This window comes from Leclercia sp. LSNIH8, assembly GCF_002920195.1.
Lineage (GTDB): Bacteria > Pseudomonadota > Gammaproteobacteria > Enterobacterales > Enterobacteriaceae > Enterobacter.
The window spans coordinates 557,106-580,835 of record NZ_PQJY01000001.1 but is presented as its reverse complement, the minus strand read 5'-3'; the positions used below and the strand labels follow the sequence as shown (position 1 = coordinate 580,835).

Here is a 23,730-nt window from a genome sequence, read left to right as displayed (position 1 = left end):
TCTAACATCCCTCCTTCAGAAACCTATCGATTAATTCGTTTCCATACTTCTTTTTCAACCGAAATATAAAATCACCTTCTATATAATTAGCAAAAGTCACTAAGCCCCTTACTTTATTTATATCTTCAGTTGATAACATCCCTAAATAATACTGATGCATCTTTGCATAAAGCATTCTTTTACGTTCTCGTCCTACAGATAACTTCCCTTCCGGAGTCAACGTCACCCCAGTGACATGTCGATTGTGAGCTTTAGAAGTAAATATCGTCTTTGACTCGTTAACTGTTAGACCTGGCACATACTCTGAGAGCATTTTTTTAACCATTTTAGGAACTGATACTAAAAGATCCTTAGTATTTGTAGAAAAGGTTATGTCATCAGCATATCTGGAATAAACAACGCCATGATTCAAACACCAATCGTCAACATTTCGGTCAAAATCGTACATAATAAAATTGCTGATAAAAGGCGAGCTGGGAGCGCCAATACTGAGGATCAAAGTAATGCTTCTTTTAGTACCAGGCCGCCAAAAAAGCAAATTCCTTAATACAAATTTATCCAAGGATTCCAACTCTAAGTTAGAGGCTTCTATTTTTGTAAGAAATAGATCTGGTTTTATTTTATTAAAGAAATTTTGGAAATCCATTTTGAGAACATAGGAGTTATCCTTATGTAGATAAGCATTATCCTTAATACTTTTATTTAACTGGTAAGCCATAGCCTTATGATGGACAGGCAAAATTGGTTCTAACAAAGAAACTATAAAGCGCTGGACGTTCTTTAATTCTTTTGTTGGTTGCGCAATTACTCTAAAACCGGCACCACGCTTTGGAATATAATAAACCTTATATTTTTTGGGTGCTTCATTTAATAACTGTTCAAAAGCTAACCTTTCATAATTAAATTTTTTAATAATTTTTGAAGTTAGCTGCATATAATTTCTCCTAAAACCAAAGCGCTATGCAAAATTGCATAGCGCTCCGACTCTTCACTAAAGACAGCGAAAGACGCAGAGTCCTCCTTCGCATATCTGGTACCAGCCAGGGATGCGAAGGAGGACTCTGTGTCTTTCGCAACCCTAAACTGGACAATAAATTTAAGCCTGGCTAAACACCCGGCTGGAACCTATGTTCCTACGCTAAAGAGCTCTGTGATTTTAATGAACAAGCAATAATATAGCAAGGCGCGCGCTCGTATCCCCGCCACGCCTGCCCGCTTTGTGTAGTGGTTTTCATGCAGGTCCATGACGAGCCGGAAAGCGCGCCAGTTCTGGCGGCCCCGACCCGTTGCGATCCTTTTTGTATCATGCGAATCCATGCACCATAGACATGCACTGCTTTCTCAAACCGCAGGATGCCATATGGAAGGGAGTTTCCCATGGTGCGAAATCACTAATGCGTACTCTCATCATGCCCTACTCCATATTCATTCAGCCTGGTAACCAGATCGCTAGTTAGCTCCGACAACCACGAGATCGCCACCTCTTTGTCGTCATCGCTACAATCTGAGCTGGCGACCAGCCGGGCCATAAGTTCTATCCGCTGCAATGCAAGTGACTCCATGAACAAATCGTTCACAACCCCCTCCCCTTAATACTGTTTATATATACAGTAAAACATATGAATTTAAAGCTGAAATGGTTTTTTACGCAGCTAACTCTTTGATTAATAGATAGCCTCATTACCGCCTTCACATTACCACTGTCGCCATTTGTCATCCTCCTGTAGTCGCAGGTTACGGTAGAAGATGCGCAGTCCAGCTCCAGATGGGATACTGCCCCCACGCAAAAGCAGATCCACTTCCATTTCACTGGCGTCAAAGCCCCTGCATCTCAGCTCCGCATCGAGCTGCAGCCTTTGATGTTCAGTAATTTCCTGTTTGTACCCTTTCCGGCGCTTCGGTTTGACCAGTCTTAGCCTCGCCGTCAGCTCGCGCAGTTCCTTTTTGCTCATGTTCTCGAAGTCCGGCAGCGCTACAAGTTCTTCGCCACCTGGAGATTCGCCCCCTGTTTGATACGTTTTTTCAACAGGGGACAATTATTGCCACGAGTCCAAGGGGCGCAAGCGCCCTGGTCGGCTGTCGCCTCCTGAACGTCAACGGCCTTGCGAACCATTTTCCACTTCATCACGCGCGTGCAGATCCGGCCCTCCACAATCGGAGACCAGATGCCATAGATGCGGATTCCGTGATCGCCGTAGGTGCCCCACTCGTCGTTCAGCTCATATGCGGTACGGATAAGGTGATGTTTGCAGGGAACCAGAACGCCGCCCTGCTTCATGATGTAGGTGGCAAAGCAGCCCGCACCAGCCGCAGCTAACACGGCATCAAGCCGCGCATTTTCCAGCACCCGTGCACCTGCTTTTTTATCGCTATGCGCTCTCGCGGCTTGCCCGGCCAGCAAGCGCAGCTCGCGGTACGCCTGACGGCCAGGGATACCAAAGAAGCGGAATTGCTGAACACGGTGCAGCGAAGCCCAGGCGTTTACGTTCTCAGCGTTATCACGCAGTGATCTGCCCGTTTCTTTACTGATTTCCTGCGCCAACCCGCGCCCGTCGATATTCTTGCTGATGTATTTGGCGATATAGCTGGTCGGTGTACCCTTGCGCGTGTTGATAAGCTCAGACTTGAAGCGCGGCCCGGTATTGGTGCCCAGCTCCTCCCGGTCCTCACGAATGGCGAATTTACGCAGCAGCGCGGTGATGGATTTGCGGTCTTTTTTGCGCATGAAGCACAGCAGGTGCCAGTGCACGGTGCCGTCATGATGTGGTTCAGCAACGCGGACGCCATAACCAAATAAATTGCAAGGTTTTTAGGGAGTGATCCGTGCACTTTTAGGGCTGGATCCCACAGCAGAATAAGACGAAGATTTCAAGGCTGTTTTGAGCCATCTTTATTCATTGACCAATGACACCAGACTTTACACACTTATGTAAGTTCTGCGCGGGGTGCGGGAAGGAAAATGTACATTCTCAAACCTGGTCACCCCGACGGTCGCGTAATGTTCTACATAAATAATAGCAAATTTACTAAGCACATTTTTGTTTCAATTAATAGCCATCAATTTACGCGGTAAAATAAACCTCATATTTTACTGATTTTTGCCGATAAGCTCATCTCACCTTTCACTATATGCGCAAACTGAGGAATACGAATGAAAGTTGAAAGCAATTGGTTCGACGAACTTCTTAAAGTAACAATATACCGCGATCTCTTGTATCGGGCTTCTATCTGGACGCTATTTCCTTTAATAACGCTAATTATTAACTGGAGAAGCAATAATTATTCTGCAGCAGATTATTTAATGAAAGCCTATGCATCAACCATGCCTGCTCTGAATTTTGTTTTTCCGGTAAGCACAATTATGGTACTCATTGCTTTATATACAAAACACCGTGAGAGCATCTCTTCCCCAAAATCTCAGAATGTTAAAAAATTCTATCACACGTTCAGACGTTTCACTTCCGATGTCCTTATCTGGATAGCAGGTGCATTGACCGGTTTAACGCTTTTGACTTTTATCAACTTTGGCATATTGTTTTATGATAACCCTCAAGATTTGACAATAGACAATATCGTCAAACTATTTCTTTCACTGTTCATACTTTTAGCCGTCCTGGGTTATTGTTTAACGACTTATGTTGCGATAAGAAAAGAAAAGACTTTTCACTTTACGTCACCAAAATTAAACAAAGGATGGATTGTCACTGTTATTTATGGTGCTGCAATTGCAGTATGGTACGGTTATCTTAATTATCATAATATTCTTTAGCGACAGCCTATAAATAATGGCAACAACCTGGATCATCAGGACTGCATAACGCTGACTCCAGGTTATTTATTTAGCTTAAATGTCTTTATCACATCCTTTTGCCATGGGATGTTACAAGCGGTCACCGATTTTATTATCATAAAATCCGGTTCGCATACTTCGCCCCCCCCTTCCTCCAATTACCTGTTACGCTTAATACCTGAGCCCTCTCTTCCCCGAGCCCAAGGAGCCCCAATGCTCGCGTTGTACAACACAGTGATCGTGCTTTTAACCGTTGCCGCCATGGAACTCGTCGCCGCTCTGTCCCACAAATACATCATGCACGGCTGGGGTTGGGGATGGCATGAATCGCACCACGAGCCGCGCACAGGCTGGTTTGAGGTGAACGACCTTTACGCCGTGGTGTTCGCGGTGCTGGCGATTGTGCTGATTGCGCTGGGAACGTGGGGCCTGTGGCCGCTGCAGTGGATTGGTGCCGGGATGACGGCCTACGGCGCGCTCTACTTTATGGTGCATGATGGGCTGGTGCATCAGCGCTGGCCGTTTCGCTATATCCCGCGCAAAGGTTATCTCAAGCGCCTCTATCTGGCGCACCGCCTGCACCATGCGGTGCGGGGCAAAGAGGACTGCGTCTCCTTTGGTTTTCTCTATGCCCCGCCGGTAGAAAAATTGCAGGCGACGTTACGCCAGCGCAAGGCGCGTCGCGCAGCTAGCGAGGGCGCTGCCAGAGCTGAGCCGGACGCGGCGACGGCGTCGCAAAACGAGAAGTAAGCGCCAGCAAGGCGCCTTTTAGCAGTAATCCCGATTTTTCCACCGAGCTGGTGCCCTGCCGATTATCCCAGGCGCGGGCACCCGCCGCGCTCACCTTCACGCCAATTTCACGGTAGACCCCGTGCGCCGAGGCAATTGCCCACGCGGATCGCAGCGGTAGCCCAGCCAGACCTTGCCGGGCAGAGGCATAGTAAGGCTCGGCTTCGGCTACCAGCCTCTGGGCAATGCCCGCGAGGGGTTGGCGCATCTGGGGTGAGGTCATTGCCGCTGGGTCGATGTCCGCCTCTGCCAGCCACCGGGCCGGCAGATAGCAGCGACCAACCCGGGCATCCTCGACAATATCCCGGGCAATATTAGTGAGCTGAAACGCCAGGCCTAAATCACAGGCGCGATCGAGCACCGCTTCATCGCGCACACCCATCACCCTCGCCATCATCAGCCCCACCACCCCCGCCACGCGATAGCAGTATTGCAGGGTGTCATCGAAGGTCTCGTAATGGGTCTCGCGCACGTCCATGGCAAAGCCATCCAGATGATCGTAAGCCAGCTGGAGCGGGATATTGTGCCCCAGCGCCACCTCCTGAAAAGCGGCAAAGGCGGGTTCATGCATCTCACCCCCCTCCCAGGCGCGCAGGGTCTGGCGTTTGAGCATCTCAAGGCGTTGCTCGGCCGGGGCGATCTCCACGGGAGTGACGTTAAACCCCAGCTCCTGCCCGTCGATCACGTCGTCGCAATAGCGGCACCAGGCGTAAAGCATCAGCACGCTACGCCGGGTGGCGGGATCGAACAGCTTCGCGGCGGTGGCAAAACTTTTTGATCCCACGGCGATGGTGTCGGTGGCGTGATCCATCAGGGTTGTGTTCATCGGGAAAGCGCCTCCAGCATCAGTCCTGCCGTTGCTTTGGCCGAGCCGATCACCCCAGGAATACCGGCGCCTGGGTGGGTACCCGCCCCGACCAGGTAGAGGTTGGGGATGCGGCTGTCGCGATTGTGCGGCCGGAACCAGGCGCTCTGGCGCAGGATCGGTTCTACCGAAAAGGCGGAGCCCAAATGCGCCCCAAGCTGGTCGCGAAAATCAAAGGGGGTAAACATGCGGTGAGTCACCAGCTGGCTACGCAGCCCTGGCATGTAGTGGGCTTCGAGATAGGCAAAAATCCTGTCACGCAGGCGCGGCCCCTCAACGTCCCAGTCGAGATCCGCCGTCCCCAGATGCGGCACGGGCGCTAACACGTAGTAGCTGCCGCAGCCCGGCGGGGCCAGGGAGGGGTCGGTGACACAGGGGGCATGCAGGTAGAGGGAAAAATCCTCCGCCAGGGCGTTTTTATTAAATATCTCGTCGATAAGCGCTTTATAGCGCGGCCCGAAACAGACGGTGTGGTGGGCCAGATCGTGCTGCTTGTTGAGGCCAAAATAGAGCACAAACAGGGAGTTACTCATCCGTTTGCGCTTGAGCGAGGCCGCGCGCGCCGCCCCTGTGGGATGATGTCCCAGTAGCTTTTCGTAGGTATGCACCACGTCGGCATTGGAGGCCACCGCTGCGACAGGGATCGTCCGGCCATCTTTGAGCGTGACGGCGCTGATATGATCGCCGTCGGCCTGCAGCCGGGTCACCTCCGCATTCAGCTGTAGCTCGCCGCCCAGGTCCTGGTAGAGCTTCACCAGCCCCTGCACTAACGCCCCGGTTCCCCCGCGGGCAAACCAGACGCCCCACTCCCGCTCAAGGGCGTGGATCAGGGTGTAAATGGACGAGGTGGCGAAGGGATTGCCCCCCACCAGCAGGGAATGAAACGAGAACGCCTGGCGCAGCTGTTCATTCTCGATAAAGCGGGAGACCATGCTGTAGACGCTGCGCCAGGCCTGAAGGCGGGTAAGCTGCGGCCCGGCGCGAAGCATATCGCGAAAAGAGAGGAACGGCACCGTGCCAAGCTTGAGATAGCCCTCGTTAAACACCTCCCGCGAATAAGCGTGAAACTTGCGGTAGCCCTCCACGTCGCGCGGGTTAAATCGTCTTATCTGCTCTTCCAGCCGGGTCTGCACGTTGTCGTAATCAAAGACTTCTCCCGTCTCCCAGCAGAGGCGATAGAACGGGGTCACCGGCAGCAGCTCGACATAATCGGCCATGCGTTTGCCGGCCAGTGTAAAGAGCTCTTCGATGGCGCTGGGATCGGTTATCACCGTCGGCCCGGCGTCAAAGGTGAATCCCTCGTCGTGATAAACGTAAGCGCGTCCGCCGGGCTTATCCCGCTGCTCCAGCAGAAGCGTGTTGATGCCCTGCGCCTGCAGCCGAATGGCCAGCGCTAATCCGCCAAAACCGGCGCCAATAATCACTGTTTTATTCATGGTGAAACGCTCGCATCCGGGGAGTGAGTTTCAGTATGGCGAGCATCGCTTCGCCGACGGGTACCGGGGGCTTGCCTGCCAGGATCCGCGCTTTATCGGCCAGGGTCAGCTGCCCGGCGTAAAAGCGGGCAATCAGCCCTTCGTTAAGAGAGTAAAACCGCTGCATCACCTGCCAGCGCTTATCGGCATCCCCCGCCAGGAACAGCATGCGGTTGAGGGAGCGGAAAAAGCGCTGCTCGCGCCACTGGCGCAGGGCGTAGCGATGGATAACGGAAAAAAGCGCGGCTGCGCTGCTATCCGCGCTTGCGGCAATGGCCTCGGCCAGCGCCACCGCGTGGGGCAGGGAATAGCCGGTGGTGGCATGAAACAGCCCGGCGCGCAGTCCGCTGCACGGCTGTTTGTCTCGCCCCTGCCAGTAGGCCGGGAAATTGCCCGCCAGCATAATGGGAAGGTCGCCCTGCTCTTCGCGCTCAAGATGCGCCAGCCCCCAGCCCTGCTCGCGGGCGTAATCGGCGATGTTTTGCCGCGCAACACCAGCATCCAGTCGGGCGGCGTCAACGTAGTGGGTATCTTCGATCAAGAGTTCGTTCGCAGAAAGCGGCAGCGTGTAGACAAAACGATACCCGCCCTGCTGATTGACCGTGGCATCCATCAGGATGGGCCGGGTCAGGCCGTGGGGCTGGCTCAGACGCCACTGCTGGCCGAGAAAGGACTGGCTCCCGGTAGTAAGATGCCTGTCCGCCATGTAGCCCCGACCATCAATGACCGCCCGGGCCTGGAGCGTGGTACCGTCAGCAAGCGTCACCGACGTCGGCGTGAGCGCGGTGACAGCGGCACGGGTATGCAGATTGTCGCCGCAGGTCGCGGTCAACACCTCGGCAAAACGTTCGGAAGTGATGCTGAGATAGTCCCCGGGAAGGGTGCGGTTCAGGTCAGGAAAGCGGACGTCATACCCCTGCCAGCGGTGAGCCACCAGTGGGGCAACCCAGCGATGCTGTTCCGGTGTAATGTCGCCCTCATGAAAGGACCAGGTGTGATTCCCGCCAGGCTTACTGTCAGCCTCAAGAAGCAGTACGCGCAGCGTCGGCTGTAGCTGTCGCAAGCGTAAGGCGATCAGCCCGTTGGCCAGTCCGCCGCCCGCTAAGATGATGTCCCACGCTGGCGCCATTACGTTTGTGCCACCAGCGTGGCCTGACGCAGCTGGGCCAGGTTTGCACTGCCAGTGCAGAAGCAGGCGACGCGCAGCTGGTCGATGATCACCTGAAAATGGTCGATAACCGCCTCGCTGGAGGTTAACGCGCTTTGCAGCACGCCGGCCGCCTGCCCCACCAGGCTTGCGCCTAAGCGGATCGCTTTTGCCGCTTCAATGCCGTTGGCGATCCCACCCGAGGCCACCAGCGGCATATCGGGCAGTGCCTGATGCAGATCCTGAAGCGCCGTCGCGGTCGGGATCCCCCAGTCGGCAAAGGCCATCGCCACCGCCCGGTCGTGGGCGTTAACGGCGCGTTCGCCCTCCACCGCCGCCCAGCTGGTGCCCCCGGCACCGGCGACATCCAGCATCGCCACTCCCGCCGCCGCCAGCTTGCGGGCTACCGGAACTGAAATTCCGTTACCCACCTCTTTCACCACCACCGGCACATCCAGCGCCTCGACGGTGCGATGGATGGCGTCGATGACGCCGTACCAGTTGCGATCCCCGCCGTGCTGCAGCGCCTCCTGCAGCGGGTTAAGGTGGATGATGAGCGCATCCGCCGCGAGGGTCTCGACGGCCCGTTTGGCATAATCCAGCCCCTGTGGTCCCGCGATTTGCGCCGCGCCGAGGTTCGCCATCAGCACAATGTCCGGGGCAAAAGATCGCAGTTCGCGCGTCAGGCCATATCTGGCGTCACTCTCCAGCGCCACGCGCTGGGAGCCCACCCCCATCGCCAGCCCCAGTGTCTGTGCGGCAATGGCAAGGTGTTGGTTAATCTGGCTCGCCCGTCGGGTGCCGCCGGTCATGGAGCTTATCAGCAGCGGCGCGTTCAGGGTTCGGCCAAACAGCGGGGTCGAGAGGTCAATCTCATCAAGATGCAGTTCGGGCAGTGCGCAATGCCCGAAGCGCCATTTTTCAAAGCCGCTGGTACATTTTTTTACGCCGGGCATGCTGTTCAGTACGATATCGAGATGATCGCTTTTACGTTGCGACAGGCTGCTCATTGACACTCCGACAGGGATAACGACAGGCTCTGGCTGATAAGCGTCAGCTGTTTTTCAAACCAGATGTGAACATAGTAGCGGGCGGTATTTCCCGGCTGACAGGCGGTAGCGATATGCTGATCGGCGCTGCGCACGTGTTCGCGCAGCCGCAGGAAGACACTCTCTGCCCCGAGCACGGCTACCAGCGTCGATTTGTCTTTATCCTGATGCGGATCTTTGCCGTTGGCACTGGAGCCATCGGTCAGGTCATCAATCAGCTGGAAGGCCTGGCCGAGATCGCGGGCAAAAAAGCGCAGCCGTTCGCTGACCGGAGGCGGCGCGTCGGCGGCAATGGCCGCCAGTTGCAGAGCGGCGTTGAACAGGCTGCTGGTTTTCAGCTCATTGGTCAGCAGGATCTCATCGGTATTTCGGCTCTGGCGGGCCTCATTGAGATCGCGGAATTGCCCCTGCACCAGCCCCATATGCCCCACCGACGCAGAAAGCTCAGCCATCGCCCGCGCTTTTGCCTCGTGGGTCAGCGAAGGCGCGCGGGAGATAACGCAAAAAGCGTGACTGAGCAGCGCCACCGCCGCCAGGATCGCCACGTGTTCGCCATACTGGTAGTGAACCGTAGGCCGCCCGCGGCGGAGCGTCGCGTTGTCCATGCAGGGCATGTCATCCAGGATCAGGGAGGCGACATGGACCATCTCAATGGCGCAGGCCAAATCGAGAATGCCCGTCGGCTCTGTTTTGTAGCCCATATCTCGCGCCGCCAGCAGCAGCAACAAAGGGCGCATACGCTTGCCCGCGACAAGCGTGGCATCACGCATGGCTGCATAGACTTGCCCTTCCTGCTCCCCCGCGGGCAAAAGTTGTTCGAGACGTTGCTCAAACGCAGACAGCAGCATCTTCACATCATCTTCATGACTGTGGGTCATAGTGGCTTCCCCGGTGTTATGGTGGCGACGTCCGCAGAAGAGGTAAAAACGCTTGCCGCAGGCTGGTTTACAAAGCGTAGCGTATCCTTCTGCGTTTTGTTGCCTGACAGGAAAAGAGAAAGCAGGGGTAGATTTTAATCTTTTTAAAATCAATACATTGAAATAAAAACCAACCAGCAAATTGCACAAAAATTTACATTTGTAGAGATTTTAGGCGTCGTGGCTCTCTTCCTCTTTGCCAAAAGCTAACCGTAGCGCGTACTCGCGAATATCCTGCGGCCAGCTTGCGATACTGGCCGTAAATGCCGCTTCATCGTCGGCAAACAGCGCGCGCATGCTGGCCTCGTAGCCAGGAAGATCCCCCGCGATTTCGTACATAAAGTGATAGGCGCGGTCGTGGCGCTGGCGCTTGTTATCCGCCGGTTTAGCGCTTTTCCTCGCCTGATCGATAAGCCTGCGCAGCGTGGCGGAAGCGCCGCCGGGCTGCGTGGCCAGCCACTCCCAGTGTCGGGGCAGCAGGGTGACCTCTTTTGCCGACACGCCCAGTTTTGGTCGTCCACGGGTTTTCACCGCGGTACTTTCCGCCAGCTCCGGGTAGACCGCCAGGGCGCTGGCAATATCTTCATGAAGATGAATATCGAGGCGTTTGCCGCTGCGATCGTTGAAAATGAAAACGGTTTCACGACCGATGTTAACGGATTGTAGCTGCTGCATCAGTTCGCTCAGGGTTCCGTGCGCAATCTGCTGCTGCCGCCAGAAGGCAGTGAGGGTGATAGCGGGCATGTGCTTGCCTTTTTATCCGGGTAAAAATATAAGCGTAGGCAGATAATGAGAATGGTGCCAATTTTACCCGGGTAAAATTTGTTATGCCCGTTTAGCCTGACGTGACGCTTTCAATTTGTGCGTAAAAGTAAAATCACTATCATCGTTTGCGGCAGAGGCTGCCGCTGGCCTGGAGCTTATCTCCCCTCCCCCGCAATCCGCCCTACCATCGCCCTTAACTCTTCTCGTGAAAGCGGCTGCCGGTCGGTAACAAAATGCAGCGTCATCCCTTCAATAAACGCATCCAGCGCGCGGGCAGTGACTGGATCAAACCACTGCTCCAGCGTCGTCTGGCTGGTTTTCATCCAGTCCTGCATCACGCTTTTTAACGGCGGGCTGCGGTTCATAAAGGCATAAAGCTGGTACATCAGCGCCATATTGTGCGGCGTGGTGACCTGGGAGCTGTGAATCAGGGTGGTAATCGACTCGCAGGCCATCTCCGGCCCCGTCACTCCGGCAAAAAACTCGCGGTACTGCACCGACATCTGCTGCGTAAACCAGGTGAACGCCTCCTCAAGCAGCGCATCCATCCCGGAAAAATAGTAGGTCATCGACCCCAGCGGCACCCCGGCGCAGCTGGCGATTTTGCGGTGGGTGACGGCGTTCAGGCCGTGTTCGGCAATGGTGTCCAGGGTGGCCTGCAATATCCGTTCCCGCCGTTGCGGATCGTTGGGTCGTCTGTTCATTTTTACCTCAGCGAATTTATGTACAAATGTACACAAACTTGCTAGTGTTGTCTCCTGTGTTGTCCCTCTGGTACAGAAATCATGACCGACATCTCATCGCGCAAAAAGCTGCAACGCCGCCTGTGGGCGCTGTTTATGTTCTTCTTTATCCCCGGCCTGTTGATGGCCTCCTGGGCCACACGTACCCCCGCTATCCGCGACATTTTGTCGGTCTCGACGGCGGAAATGGGCATCGTGCTATTTGGCCTGTCGATAGGCTCGATGAGCGGCATTCTCTGCTCCGCCTGGCTGGTTAAGCGCTTCGGCACGCGGACCGTGATCCGCACCACCATGTGCTGCGCGATTCTGGGTATGATGATGCTCAGCGCTGCGCTGTGGTCTGCCTCCCCGCTGGCGTTTGCCCTCGGGTTGACCGTCTTTGGCGGCAGTTTTGGCGCGGCAGAAGTGGCGATCAACGTCGAAGGCGCCACTATCGAGCAGGAGATGAACAAAACCGTGCTGCCGATGATGCACGGCTTTTACAGCCTCGGTACCCTGGCAGGCGCCGGTATCGGCATGGCACTCACCGCCTCCGGTATCGCCGCCACGACCCATACTTTGCTGGCCGCGCTGGTCTGTATCGCCCCGGTTCTGCTGGGGATCACCGCCATCCCGGACGGCAACGGCAAGAACCAGGCCGGTGAGAGCAAAACGGGTGAGAAAGGCCTGCCGTTTTATCGCGATATGCAGCTGATGCTGATTGGCGTGGTGGTGCTGGCGATGGCCTTTGCTGAAGGGTCAGCGAATGACTGGCTGCCGCTGCTGATGGTGGATGGTCACGGCTTCAGCCCCACCTCCGGCTCGCTGATTTACGCCGGGTTTACGCTGGGTATGACCGTCGGGCGCTTTACCGGCGGCTGGTTTATTGACCGCTACAGCCGCGTGACGGTGGTACGCGCCAGCGCCCTGCTGGGCGGGCTGGGCATTGCCCTGATTATTTTTGTTGATGTCGACTGGGTGGCCGGCGTGTCGGTGGTGCTGTGGGGGCTGGGTGCCTCGCTCGGCTTCCCGCTCACCATCTCGGCAGCCAGCGACACCGGCCCGGATGCGCCAGGGCGCGTCAGCGTGGTCGCCACCACCGGCTATCTCGCCTTCCTGGTGGGTCCGCCGCTGCTGGGCTTCCTCGGTGAGCACTACGGCTTACGCAGCGCCATGCTGGTGGTATTAGGATTAGTGATCATTGCCGCCCTGGTCGCCCGGGCGGTCGCTAAACCGACGTCGCAGAATGAATCTGTCATGGAGAATGGATAATGAGCGTTAAGATGATTGCGGTTGATATGGATGGCACCTTCCTGAACGATGCGAAGGAGTACAATCGCGCGCGCTTTCTGCGCCAGTATGCGCAAATGAAGGAACGGGGCATACGGTTTGTGGTCGCCAGCGGCAACCAGTACTACCAGTTGATCTCCTTTTTCCCGGAGATAGCCGATGAGATCGCCTTCGTCGCTGAAAACGGCGGCTGGGTGGTAAATGCCGGAGAAGATGTTTATAACGGCGAGCTGACCCAGGCGCAGTTCGCCACCGTCGCGGAGTTTCTCTGTTCCATCCCGGAAGTGGAAGTGATCGCCTGCGGCAAAGGCAGCGCCTATACCCTCAAGCACTATGGCGAAGCGTTTCACGACGTTGCCGCGAAGTATTATCACCGCCTGGAAAAGGTGGATAACTTCGATAACTTTAACGATATCTTCTTTAAATTCGGGCTGAATCTGCCGGATGAGGAGATCCCGCGTATCCAGGAGATGATCCACGACAAACTGAGCGATATTATGGTGCCGGTAACCACCGGCTACGGCAATATCGACCTGATCCTGCCGGGGATCCACAAGGCCAACGGCCTGCGTCTGCTTCAGGAGCTGTGGGGCATTGATGACAGCGAAGTGGTCGCCTTTGGCGACAGCGGTAATGACATGGAGATGCTGAGCCAGGCCGGGTTTAGTTTTGCCATGGCCAATGCCCGGGATCACATCAAAGCGGTCGCCCGCTATGAAGCGCCGCACAATAACGAAGAAGGGGTGCTGGAGATTATCGACCGCGTCCTGAACCGCGAGGCGCCGTTCAACTAAGGTCATGCCCGGCGGCGCGTTGCTTGCACGGGCCTGCGACTTTGTAGGCCGGGTAAGCACAGCGCCATCCGGCCTGATTGTTTACTCCGGCTGTAACGAACTGCCCACCCGCTTGTCTTTCAGGAACACAAACATCAGTGCCAGCCACAGCAGGCCGTTTACCAGGTTAAACAGGCTGAACAGCCCGTTACCGCCGCTGCTGAAGGCGTGTTTGCTCACCTCAATGCCCACGGTAAAGATCAGCATCTGTAACATGCCCATCGCCGCCGACACCGTTCCTTTGCTCACCTCGCTGGCAAACAGCGTCAGGCGCACCAGCCCGGCGTTTGCCAGCCCAATGCCAAATGCGTAGATGCTGAGCCCGGCGGTCATCCACAGGTAGGCGTGCGATGAGACGACCGTCGCCACCGCGGCCACCACCAGCCCAATCACGATCGGCCAGCCGCCCATAATAATCAGCGAGCGTACGGTACGGCGCGAGGTCAAACGGGCCAGCACGATGTTACCCACAATCAGCGCGCCAAAAATCGGCACCTGCAGCAGGCCATATTCGTAGCTGCTGAGGTTTTCGCCGCTGATGATGATCACCGGCGACTGGGCGATCCACGCCAGCAGCGGCAGGCAGACAAAGCCAATCGCCAGCGCCCCGGCCACAAAGCGACCGTTTTTCAGCACCTCTTTATAGTCGCGCCCCAGCTCCTGCAGTGAGAGCTTTTCGCCGATGCGGGTAGCCGTTTCGGGCATCGCCCGGTGCAGACCGTAAAACGAGATGGCGGCCAGCGCCGCAAACAGCACAAACATCCCCTCCCACGGCGCGACATGCACCCACGCCGCCCCCACCAGCGGGCCCAGCAGCGGGGCAATGAGCGCCACGTTAGCCATCAGGGCGGTGATTTTGATGCACACCGCCTCCTCAAACGACTCCTGGATGGCGGCGTACCCAACCGCGCCGATAAAGCACAGGCTGATCCCCTGTAAAAAACGCAGCACCATAAACTGCTCGATGGTTTGCGCCAGCAGGGTCGCCAGGCAGGTGACGATAAACCACGCCACCCCGGTGAGCATCACCGGACGACGGCCAATACGGTCCGACAGCGGGCCGAGCAGCCACTGCAAAAACATCCCTCCTGCCAGATAGGCGGTCATGGAGGTGGGTACCCACTCAATCCCGGCGTTGTACTGCTCCACCACGGCCAGCATGCCGGGCTGGATCATATCGTTACCGATATAGGTGGAGAATTCGTAAAGCACCAGGCACAGGGGGAACAACAACGCCTGACGCCCCAGGCGAGTGCCAGAAGAAGAACGGTTTAACATGGAGTCTCAATATCCGATAAAAAATCGCGCAGAGTGTAATGAAATGGTCGCGCCAGCGATAGCAGATTCACGCAGCAGTACAGAAATAACGCACAAATCGCCGTCGTTTAAGGTTTCCTTAAGTTGGCATCCGTATGCTTAGGCTTTTCCAGTCATTGACCTCAATTATGACACAGATTTCCTCCGCTTCAGAATTGTCTAAGTTAAAGAGTTCTAAGACAAAACCGCTTTACCCTTTGCCGGTACGTTTTTATGTTAACCAGTTCATTGTGCTGCTGGTGCTGGCCGCGGTTTTTACCTGGCTTTCGCGGGATGAAACCCTCGACAGGGTGCTGACCGGCTACTGGTTTGACGCGGCGAGTCAACACTTTCCGCTGCAGCAGAACGTGCTGCTCGATCTGCTCAATCATCGACTGGCGAAATATCTGACCATCGCCCTGGCTGCCGGGACGTTGCTGTACGGTATCTGGCGACGCAACGCTCAGTTGGTGACCGGGGCTTTGCTGATGGGGCTTGGCACGGCGGTGGTGGGCATACTGAAAGCTACCAGCCATCACAGCTGCCCCTGGGACCTGGTGGAGTATGGCGGCAAAGTGCTGTCGTATCCCCTGTTTGATCCCGCCCCTGCCGGCAGTGGCCCCGGGCGCTGTTTTCCGGGCGGGCACGCCTCAAGCGGCTTTATGGTGATGGGGCTGTTCTTCGCCTTCTGGCGTGAACGTCCGCGCCTGGCCTGGGGAATGGTCGCCGCGGGTATCGCGCTCGGGCTGGGGATGGGCTATGGCCAGGTGATGCGCGGTGCACATTTCTTCTCCCATAACCTGTGGGCAGGCTGGTGGGTGTGGTTTTCTCAGGTGGTGGCCTATGGCCTGGTGTCCGCCTGGTTTGCAAAAGAGTAACGAGGATATGTTAGAAGATCTGAACTACGGATTGTTTCATCTGATCAATGCTACCCCTGCTTCAGCGGAGTGGAGCATCAATCTCGCCACCTTTGTGGCGAAAGACCTGATCAGCATCGTGCCGGCGCTGATTGCGATCCTCTGGCTATGGGGACCGCGTAAACAGGTGGGTGCCCAGCGTCAGCTGGTGATTAAAATTGCTATGGCGCTGGTGATTAGCCTGGCGGCGTCGTGGCTGCTGGGGCATCTCTTCCCTCATGACCGCCCGTTTGTCGATCGTGTCGGCTATAACTTCCTGCCTCACGCCGCCGATGACTCCTTCCCGAGCGATCACGGCACCGTCATTTTCACTTTTGCGCTGGCGTTCCTGTTCTGGCACCGCGTCTGGTCAGGCATCGTCTTAATGATGCTGGCCTGCGCTATCGCCTGGTCCCGCGTCTATCTTGGCGTGCACTGGCCGATGGATATGCTGGGCGGGCTGATGGTCGGCTTGTTGGGCTGCCTGAGCGCGCAGATCCTCTGGAATCTGTTTGGTGACGTTATCTATCAACGTCTTTCGCAGCTTCACCGCTTCTGCTTTGCCCTGCCTATCCGCAAAGGCTGGATACGTGACTAAGTCGGGTTTAGCGGGTTAAACTTGAGCCCCCGGCGTAACGGGGGTTCATTTTTGGCTCCGAGGACCTATGGAAACACGACGTGACGAACGGCTGGCTCAACTGATTAATGCGCTTAAGCGCAGCGACAAATTGCATCTGAAAGAAGCCGCCGCGCTGCTGGGTGTCTCTGAGATGACCATTCGACGGGATCTCAACAGCGAAAGCGGCCCCGTGGTGCTGCTTGGCGGCTATATCGTCCTCGAACCCCGCAGCGCCAGCCACTATCTGCTGAGCGATCAAAAGACCCGTCTGGTGGAAGAGAAGCGCAAAGCGGCACGTCTGGCCGCCTCGCTGGTGCAGCCCCATCAAACGCTCTTTTTCGATTGCGGTACCACCACCCCCTGGATCATCGAAGCCATTGATAACGACCTGCCCTTTACCGGCGTCTGCTATTCCCTGAATACGTTCCTCGCCCTGCAGGAAAAACCGGGTTGCCGGGTGATCCTCTGCGGCGGCGAGTTCCACGCCAGCAATGCCATTTTCAAACCGCTCAATCTGCAGGACACGCTCAATAACCTCTGCCCGGATATTGCCTTTTACTCCGCGGCGGGTGTGCATGTCCGTCAGGGCGCGACCTGCTTTAATCTGGATGAACTGCCGGTAAAACAGTGGGCGATGAGCATGGCTCAGTACCATGTGCTGGTGGTGGATCACAGCAAGATAGGCAAAGTGCGCCCGGCCCGAATGGGCGAGCTGACCTGTTTTGATGCCATCGTGAGCGACTGCCGTCCGGATGAGGAATTGGTTGCTTATGCTAAGGCGCAGCAGATAAAGCTGATGTACTGAGTGGGGTTTAATGCCCGGCGGCGCTGCGCTTGCACGGGCCTACGATTCAGGCGTTTGGGCCGTTCGTAGGCCGGGTAAGGCAAAGCCGCTACCCGGCGCTGTTTAATTTACTTAAACCACCCCCCAAACCATTCGTGGAATTTCATCATGACGAAATCCCACATCCGGCCAAAGAAGCCGCCCTCTTCTACCGCTTCCATCACAATCAGCGGACGCTGCTCGATAGATTTGCCGTTCAGCTGGAAATCGATGGTGCCGACCACCTGGCCTTTTTTCAGCGGCGCGGTAAGCTGTTTGTCAGTGAGGGTGTAGCTGGCTTTCAGGTTTTTCAGCTGGCCGCGCGGAATGGTCACGGAACCGCTCTCCCCGGCGCCGAGCTTAACCTCGCTCTTGTCACCAAACCAGACGCGCTGGCTGACAAACGTCGCATCCGGCTTGATAGGGGTAACAGTTTCGAAGAAGCGGAAGCCCCAGGTCAGCAGTTTTTCCGACTCATTAAAGCGGATGCGGTCGGTTTTGGTGCCCAGCACTACTGAGATCAGACGCATATCGCCCTGGGTCGCCGACGCCACGAGGTTGTAGCCAGCCCCCGCCGTGGTTCCGGTTTTCATCCCGTCAACGTTAAGGTTGCTGCTCCAGAGCAGGCGGTTACGGTTCGGCTGGCGGATTTTGTTGAAGGTAAACTCTTTCTCTTTGTGGATCGCATACTCTTCCGGCACGTCATGAATCAGCGCCTTACCGAGCAGGGCCATATCGCGGGCGGTACTGAACTGGCCCGGCGCATCCAGACCATGAACGGTTTTAAAGGTGGTGTTGGTGAGGCCCAGTCGCTGGGCATAGCCATTCATCAAACCAATAAAAGAATCCTTGCTGCCGGCCACATAATCGGCCAGCGCGATACAGGCATCATTCCCTGACTGAATGATTACCCCTTTGTTCAGGTCAGAAACCGCCACCTGATCGCCAGGCTTCAGGAACATGACCGAGGAGCCGCGCAGCGCCGGATTACCGGTCGCCCAGGCGTCTTTACCGATGGTCACCATGTCGGTGAGCTTGATTTTGCCCGCTTTCAGCGCCTGCCCTACCACGTAGCTGGTCATGATTTTGGTCAGGCTTGCAGGATCAAGTTTCTCGTCTGCGTTGCCCTCAGCCAGCACTTTACCGCTGGCGTAGTCCATCAGTATCCAGGCGCGCGCATCAACCGGCGGTGCCTCTGGGGCCGCCTGTTCCGCTGCGTACAGCGAAGGTGCAAAAAGGACCAGCAGCGCACTACCTGCTACCAGACCACGTAAATAAGAAGTTTTTCGCATCATGTTGCCACCCGAATGTCCATTCCAAAAATCACGTCATACCGCCGTGTCGCAAGAAACGTTGATTAATAACGTACTAATGGCTTTAAAAAAACTAAAACCTGGTAAACTTTTTTAAAGTTTACGCAATTACAATCCGATACGCTTTGACCCCATCGATTTTTTTCGCCTCTGTTGCGTATTTGTTAGGTTTATCTCACCATGGGTGATCATAAACACGGATTTCATCCTGAGATCGGCTTTAATTATAAGGGGTTATTATGATTACTTTGTGGGGCCGGAACAATTCAACGAACGTCAAAAAGGTGCTCTGGACGCTGGAAGAGCTGGATTTACCCTTTACCCAGATCATGGCGGGGATGCAGTACGGGGTGAATAAAGAGGCGGAGTACCTGGCGATGAACCCCAATGGCCTGGTGCCGCTGCTGCGCGATGACGAAACCGACCTGACGCTGTGGGAGTCCAACGCTATTGTGCGCTACCTTGCGGCGCAATACGGGCAGAACAGGCTGTGGATCGATGCGCCTGCGAAGCGTGCCGTCGGCGAGAAGTGGATGGACTGGGCCAACCAGACGCTCTCCCCTGCCCACCGTGTGATCCTGATGGGGCTGGTGAGAACCCCGGAAGCCGAACGTAACTATGCGGCGATTAACGCAGCAAAAGAGAGCTGCGAATCCCTGTTCGCCATGCTGGATGAGGCTCTCGCGACACAACCGTGGCTGTCGGGCGATGAGTTTGGCGTGGGTGATATCGCCGTCGCACCGTTTGTCTGGAACCTCACCAACGTCGATCTTGAGTGGGCGCCCCGCCCCAATCTGGCGCGCTGGCTGACGAACCTGAGCGAGCGCCCGGCGTACCGCAACGTGGTGATGATCCCGGTCAGCTAAGCTATGTCCCGGACGGGCTGACCTTTAACAGCTGCCCGTCCGACTCATCGGTAAGTACGTATAAATAGCCATCCGGCCCCACCCGCACATCGCGAACCCGCTGATTGCGATCCCCCAGAATACGCCCCTCTTCCGTAACGCGATTGCCATTGACGTTCAGCACAATCACATCTTTGTCTTTCAGCGCGCCGATAAAGAGTTTATTCTTCCACTGCGGGAAGCGATCGCTGTTATAGAAGGCCATGCCGCTGATGGCCGGGGACTGTTTCCAGACAAACAGCGGCGGCTCGGTGCCTTCCACTTGTTCACCCTTCGCTTCCGGTATCGGCAATCCGCTGTAATTGATGCCGTGCGTCGCCAGCGGCCAGCCGTAGTTTTTGCCCTTTTCCGGAATATTGATCTCATCGCCGCCGCGCGGACCGTGCTCATTAAGCCACAGCGTGTCGCTCCACGGGTTCATGGCTAACCCCTGCGGGTTACGGATGCCGTAAGACCAGATCTCGGGTCGGGCGCCCTGGCGGTTTACGAACGGGTTATCGTCCGGTACGGCCCCCTGGTCGGTAAGACGCACCACTTTGCCCTGCAGCTTATCCAGATCCTGGGCGGTGGGACGCTGGTTATTCTCGCCCAGGGCGATATAGAGATAGCCTTTCCCGTCGAACACCAGCCGGCCACCAAAGTGATTGCCGGTGGAGAGTTTTGGCTGCTGGCGGAAGATCACCTTAAACCCCTCCAGCCGGGTATTGTCGTCGCTGAGACGGCCATACCCTACCGCCGTGCCCGCTTTACCGTCATCCCCCGCTTCGGCATAGCTCAGCCAGACCCGGCGCGACGTGGCAAAGTCAGGGGCCAGCGCCACGTCAAGCAACCCACCCTGGCCGTTAGCCCAGACCTTCGGCACGCCGACGATGGGATCGGAGAGACCTTTGCCCGCCTGCCAGCGTTTAAGCTGCCCGCCTTTCAACGTGATGAGCATCCCCTGATCCTGTGGCAAAAACGCCAGCGCCCAGGGGTGATCGAGTTTATTTTGCAGCACCGAAACCTTCACTTCGGCTGGTGCGGCAAACAGCGAGGCGGAGATTAGCAACAATGGCAGGAAAATAAGCGAGGATCGACGCATGACGTACTCCTTTTCGACGTATGCCTTAAAGGTAGCCACTCAGCGCAGGGGCATTATTAATTTTACAAAAGCTTAAGCAGATGGGGGAGTTGCCTCCCCCAGGGTCAGCTCTGAATCAGCGGTGTATGCGATTTCAGATACTGGATGCAGAGAGTGAGATCGTTCAGACAGTTTTCCAGCTTCTCTGCGTTGACGGCGATGAACGTCGGGCAATCATGGTTGCCGGTCATCATACAGACGCCTGCGGTGGTGAGCGAACCGGCGGCACGATAGAGCATCGCCTGCTCCTCAGCATTGCAGTGCGCCCTCAGTTCAGGCGCTTTTTCACGCATGTAAGTACAAAGTTCAAAGAAGTTGTCACGCAGATGGTCGCTTTCGCTGACTGACATATACCCCTTCGCTTTCCTCAACTGCAGATAGGCCGCGAGATCGATTCGGGCGTTGATCATCTTGTTAAGAAGATCGCGTTTCAGTCTGTCAACGGACATGCTTTTTCCCCCCTTGTCAGCCTTAGAACATTCTTAGATTATGTCTATTTTTTGTTCAATTTAATGCGTCAGGTCAATAATCCGTGACGGATTACTGACATTTACAATGTTAAATCGACCTGAGCGAGCCGCTCCAGAGAGGTACCGGCGCGCGCTCACGCCCCGTTCAGGATGCTTGCCTCCCCATTGCACAGACCGCTATAAATTCTCTGCGGAAATCTGTACAATCCCTGCCCTGATAACTCCATAACTGACTACTTTTTAATCTATGAGCAATGTGACACACCAGCCGAAAATCGGCTTCGTCTCTCTGGGCTGCCCGAAAAACCTGGTGGATTCCGAACGTATCCTGACCGAGCTTCGCACCGAAGGCTATGACGTGGTACCAAGCTACGACAACGCCGATATGGTGATCGTTAACACCTGCGGCTTTATCGATAGCGCCGTACAGGAGTCTCTGGAAGCCATCGGTGAAGCACTCACCGAAAACGGCAAGGTGATTGTCACCGGTTGCCTGGGTGCCAAAGTCGATCAGATCCGCGAAGTCCACCCTAAGGTGCTGGAAATCACCGGTCCGCACAGCTACGAGCAGGTGCTGGAACATGTGCATCACTATGTGCCAAAACCAAAGCATAACCCGTTCCTGAGCCTGGTGCCGGAACAGGGCGTGAAGCTCACCCCACGTCACTACGCGTACTTAAAAATTTCCGAAGGCTGCAACCATCGCTGCACCTTCTGCATTATCCCGTCCATGCGTGGCGATCTGGTGAGCCGTCCGATTGGCGAAGTGCTGGCCGAAGCCAAGCGCCTGGCCGATGCGGGCGTGAAAGAGCTGCTGGTGATCTCCCAGGACACCTCCGCCTACGGCGTGGACGTGAAGCACCGCGCCGGTTTCCACAACGGCGAGCCGGTGAAAACCAGCATGGTCGGCCTGTGCGAACAGCTCGCTAAGCTCGGCATCTGGACGCGTCTGCACTACGTCTACCCTTACCCGCACGTGGACGACGTGATCCCGCTGATGGCGGAAGGCAAAATCCTGCCGTATCTGGATATCCCGCTGCAGCACGCCAGCCCACGCATTCTGAAGCTGATGAAGCGTCCTGGCTCTGTTGACCGCCAGCTGGCGCGCATCAAGCAGTGGCGTGAAATCTGCCCGGATCTGACCCTGCGCTCCACCTTTATTGTCGGCTTCCCGGGTGAAACCGAAGAAGATTTCCAGATGCTGCTCGACTTCCTGAAGGAAGCGCGTCTGGATCGCGTGGGCTGCTTCAAGTACAGCCCGGTTGAAGGGGCGACCGCCAACGAACTGGCGGATCAGGTGCCGGAAGAGATCAAAGAAGAGCGCTGGAACCGCTTCATGCAGCTGCAACAGCAGATCTCTGCTGAACGTCTGCAGGAGAAAGTGGGCCGCGAAATCATGGTCATCATCGACGAAGTGGATGAAGAAGGCGCGATTGGCCGCAGCATGGCCGACGCCCCGGAAATCGACGGTGCGGTCTACCTGAACGGTGAAACGAAGGTCAAACCGGGCGATATCGTGCGTGTGAAAGTTGAAAACGCCGACGAATATGACCTGTGGGGCAGTCGGGTTTAATCACACCGCTACATAGATTAAGGGGACGTCACGTCCCCTTTTTCATTGCGATTAATACTCGAACTGCCGATAGTAACGGCGGATATCCAGACTGTGGCCGGTGTAATGCTCGAAGTGGGCGGCAAGACGGTCCACCAGCAGGGTTGAGATAACGCACGGCGCCAGCAGCCAGCGGAACGCATCGTCAATGCCCGCCAGAGTGTAATCACGCGGATCAAACACCACCAGATTATCGGTAATTTTCGCCGCGAAACGTTCGACACGGTCGTCCAGCGCCCGGCATTTACCCTCGCCTTTGACCAGGAACAGCGGCACCTCTTTCTCCAGCAGCTCCAGCGTGCCGTGGAAGAACTCCGCCGAGGAGACCGATTTGGTGCGCTTCCACTGCATCTCCTCCAGAATACACATCGAGAAGAGATAGACTTCGCCCCACATCTCCGCGCCGCCAATCCACATCATATAATCGGCGGTATGGTATTTTTGCGCGATGGCATCCGCCTGCGGATCAAATTGCTTTTTGGCGTTAAGGAGATTCTCAGGTAACAGCTCCAGCTGGCTGGCAAAGCGGTCGTAATCCGCAAATTCCCCGTTACGATGCAGTAAACGGAAGAATACCCAGTAGAGCAGCATATACTCATATTCCACGCCGTTCTTGTGCCGCATCGGAATATGCCAGGTGGCAGCATTCGCCAGCGGTGAGTCGCTGTTTTTGGTGATCGCCACCACGCGGATCCCCTGCGCCTTGCACCATTCGGCAATCGCCGCCGACTCTTTGGTATCCCCCGATTTCGAGAGCGTAATCACCACGGAATCTTTATTTAAGCGTTTATGTCCGGCATGAATTAATTCCGCCGCCTGTTCAAGGTAAACCGGCATTTCGGTTAATTCCCGGGCGAAGGCGTTAATGGCCATCATCGGCGCCAGCGATCCCCCTACCGAGGCGAAAAATAACGTGCTGAAGCCCTGCTGAATAATCTCATCAGCAACTTGTTCCGCCTGTTTACGCGCAGCAACAATCTCACGAGCACTGGTCAGGTACTCGTCCTGATTAAAACCTAACATAGTTGTTCTCC

At 56.0% G+C, this 23,730-nt stretch carries 22 protein-coding genes and 1 pseudogene; 9 read left to right on the top strand and 14 right to left on the bottom strand.

Annotated elements, in window-relative coordinates; all coding sequences use genetic code 11:
* Position 1: 1 nt before the first annotated feature.
* Together C3406_RS02870 and C3406_RS02855 are read right to left on the bottom strand one after the other, a co-directional pair.
* Positions 2-934: a retron St85 family RNA-directed DNA polymerase gene (locus tag C3406_RS02870; RefSeq protein ID WP_103823443.1), complete on the bottom strand. Its 933-nt coding sequence runs from the start codon at positions 932-934 to the stop codon at positions 2-4.
* A gap of 760 nt (positions 935-1,694) precedes the next feature.
* Positions 1,695-2,788: pseudogene (locus C3406_RS02855) on the bottom strand (replication endonuclease); the annotation flags it as partial.
* A gap of 363 nt (positions 2,789-3,151) precedes the next feature.
* On the opposite strand from C3406_RS02855, the gene C3406_RS02850 reads away from it, so the two are divergent.
* Both C3406_RS02850 and C3406_RS02845 read left to right on the top strand, forming a co-directional pair.
* On the top strand, positions 3,152-3,769 hold the full coding sequence (locus C3406_RS02850; protein ID WP_103823446.1) for a hypothetical protein: 618 nt from the start codon (positions 3,152-3,154) through the stop codon (positions 3,767-3,769).
* A 234-nt stretch (positions 3,770-4,003) separates the two neighbouring features.
* Positions 4,004-4,540, top strand: coding sequence for a sterol desaturase family protein (locus tag C3406_RS02845; RefSeq protein WP_103823447.1), 537 nt, complete (start codon positions 4,004-4,006; stop codon positions 4,538-4,540).
* Here C3406_RS02845 and crtB read toward each other — a convergent pair.
* From crtB to C3406_RS02810, 7 genes are all read right to left on the bottom strand, one after another.
* Entirely contained in the window at positions 4,479-5,405 is a 927-nt protein-coding gene (crtB, locus tag C3406_RS02840) for a 15-cis-phytoene synthase CrtB (RefSeq protein WP_103823448.1), read from the bottom strand. The two genes, C3406_RS02845 and crtB, sit on opposite strands and share 62 nt — an antisense overlap.
* Positions 5,402-6,880 carry a phytoene desaturase gene (locus tag C3406_RS02835; protein ID WP_103823449.1) on the bottom strand — a complete coding sequence of 493 codons (1,479 nt, stop codon included), beginning with the start codon at positions 6,878-6,880 and terminating at the stop codon, positions 5,402-5,404. The genes crtB and C3406_RS02835 overlap by 4 nt, the downstream gene beginning before the upstream one ends.
* Positions 6,873-8,048, bottom strand: coding sequence for a lycopene beta-cyclase CrtY (crtY, locus tag C3406_RS02830; RefSeq protein WP_103823450.1), 1,176 nt, complete (start codon positions 8,046-8,048; stop codon positions 6,873-6,875). Before crtY ends, C3406_RS02835 begins: the two co-directional genes overlap by 8 nt.
* A complete protein-coding gene (fni, locus tag C3406_RS02825; RefSeq protein ID WP_103823451.1) occupies positions 8,048-9,076 on the bottom strand; it encodes a type 2 isopentenyl-diphosphate Delta-isomerase in 1,029 nt (342 codons plus the stop codon). The genes crtY and fni overlap by 1 nt, the downstream gene beginning before the upstream one ends.
* A complete protein-coding gene (locus C3406_RS02820) occupies positions 9,073-9,993 on the bottom strand; it encodes a polyprenyl synthetase family protein (protein WP_103823452.1) in 921 nt (306 codons plus the stop codon). The genes fni and C3406_RS02820 overlap by 4 nt, the downstream gene beginning before the upstream one ends.
* A 210-nt stretch (positions 9,994-10,203) precedes the next feature.
* Entirely contained in the window at positions 10,204-10,776 is a 573-nt protein-coding gene (locus C3406_RS02815; protein ID WP_103823453.1) for a DUF2239 family protein, read from the bottom strand.
* 176 nt (positions 10,777-10,952) lie between these two features.
* Entirely contained in the window at positions 10,953-11,501 is a 549-nt protein-coding gene (locus C3406_RS02810) for a TetR/AcrR family transcriptional regulator (protein WP_103823454.1), read from the bottom strand.
* A gap of 81 nt (positions 11,502-11,582) precedes the next feature.
* Here C3406_RS02810 and C3406_RS02805 point away from each other — a divergent pair, with 81 nt between their 5' ends.
* Complete coding sequence (locus C3406_RS02805) at positions 11,583-12,791, top strand: MFS transporter (RefSeq protein WP_103823455.1); 1,209 nt, start codon at positions 11,583-11,585, stop codon at positions 12,789-12,791.
* Positions 12,791-13,603, top strand: a complete 813-nt coding sequence (locus C3406_RS02800) for a Cof-type HAD-IIB family hydrolase (RefSeq protein ID WP_103823456.1) — start codon at positions 12,791-12,793, stop codon at positions 13,601-13,603. The genes C3406_RS02805 and C3406_RS02800 overlap by 1 nt, the downstream gene beginning before the upstream one ends.
* 81 nt (positions 13,604-13,684) lie before the next feature.
* On the opposite strand, the gene C3406_RS02795 is transcribed toward C3406_RS02800, so the two are convergent.
* Positions 13,685-14,920 (bottom strand): MFS transporter, encoded by a 1,236-nt coding sequence (locus C3406_RS02795; RefSeq protein WP_103823457.1) that lies wholly within the window; start codon positions 14,918-14,920, stop codon positions 13,685-13,687.
* 167 nt (positions 14,921-15,087) lie between these two features.
* Here C3406_RS02795 and C3406_RS02790 point away from each other — a divergent pair, with 167 nt between their 5' ends.
* From C3406_RS02790 to deoR, 3 genes are all read left to right on the top strand, one after another.
* Positions 15,088-15,816, top strand: coding sequence for a phosphatase PAP2 family protein (locus tag C3406_RS02790; RefSeq protein ID WP_103823458.1), 729 nt, complete (start codon positions 15,088-15,090; stop codon positions 15,814-15,816).
* 7 nt (positions 15,817-15,823) lie between these two features.
* Complete coding sequence (gene ybjG / locus C3406_RS02785) at positions 15,824-16,432, top strand: undecaprenyl-diphosphate phosphatase (protein ID WP_103823459.1); 609 nt, start codon at positions 15,824-15,826, stop codon at positions 16,430-16,432.
* A 67-nt stretch (positions 16,433-16,499) separates the two neighbouring features.
* Positions 16,500-17,258, top strand: coding sequence for a DNA-binding transcriptional repressor DeoR (gene deoR, locus C3406_RS02780; RefSeq protein ID WP_103823460.1), 759 nt, complete (start codon positions 16,500-16,502; stop codon positions 17,256-17,258).
* A gap of 107 nt (positions 17,259-17,365) precedes the next feature.
* Here the strand turns inward: deoR and dacC are convergent, their stop codons facing one another.
* Complete coding sequence (dacC, locus tag C3406_RS02775; protein WP_103823461.1) at positions 17,366-18,571, bottom strand: serine-type D-Ala-D-Ala carboxypeptidase; 1,206 nt, start codon at positions 18,569-18,571, stop codon at positions 17,366-17,368.
* A gap of 257 nt (positions 18,572-18,828) precedes the next feature.
* Here dacC and C3406_RS02770 point away from each other — a divergent pair, with 257 nt between their 5' ends.
* Positions 18,829-19,455 carry a glutathione S-transferase family protein gene (locus C3406_RS02770; protein ID WP_103823462.1) on the top strand — a complete coding sequence of 209 codons (627 nt, stop codon included), beginning with the start codon at positions 18,829-18,831 and terminating at the stop codon, positions 19,453-19,455.
* Between the two features lies 1 nt (position 19,456).
* Here C3406_RS02770 and C3406_RS02765 read toward each other — a convergent pair whose 3' ends face one another.
* Entirely contained in the window at positions 19,457-20,575 is a 1,119-nt protein-coding gene (locus C3406_RS02765; protein ID WP_103823463.1) for a PQQ-dependent sugar dehydrogenase, read from the bottom strand.
* Positions 20,576-20,679: 104 nt separating this feature from the next.
* Positions 20,680-21,063: a biofilm formation regulator BssR gene (bssR, locus tag C3406_RS02760; RefSeq protein ID WP_103823464.1), complete on the bottom strand. Its 384-nt coding sequence runs from the start codon at positions 21,061-21,063 to the stop codon at positions 20,680-20,682.
* Between the two features lie 268 nt (positions 21,064-21,331).
* On the opposite strand from bssR, the gene rimO reads away from it, so the two are divergent.
* On the top strand, positions 21,332-22,657 hold the full coding sequence (gene rimO, locus C3406_RS02755; protein WP_103823465.1) for a 30S ribosomal protein S12 methylthiotransferase RimO: 1,326 nt from the start codon (positions 21,332-21,334) through the stop codon (positions 22,655-22,657).
* Positions 22,658-22,708: 51 nt separating this feature from the next.
* Here the strand turns inward: rimO and C3406_RS02750 are convergent, their stop codons facing one another.
* The gene (locus tag C3406_RS02750; protein ID WP_103823466.1) at positions 22,709-23,719 is read right to left on the bottom strand and encodes an SIS domain-containing protein; all 1,011 of its coding nucleotides are present in this window, start codon (positions 23,717-23,719) and stop codon (positions 22,709-22,711) included.
* Positions 23,720-23,730: the final 11 nt, after the last annotated feature.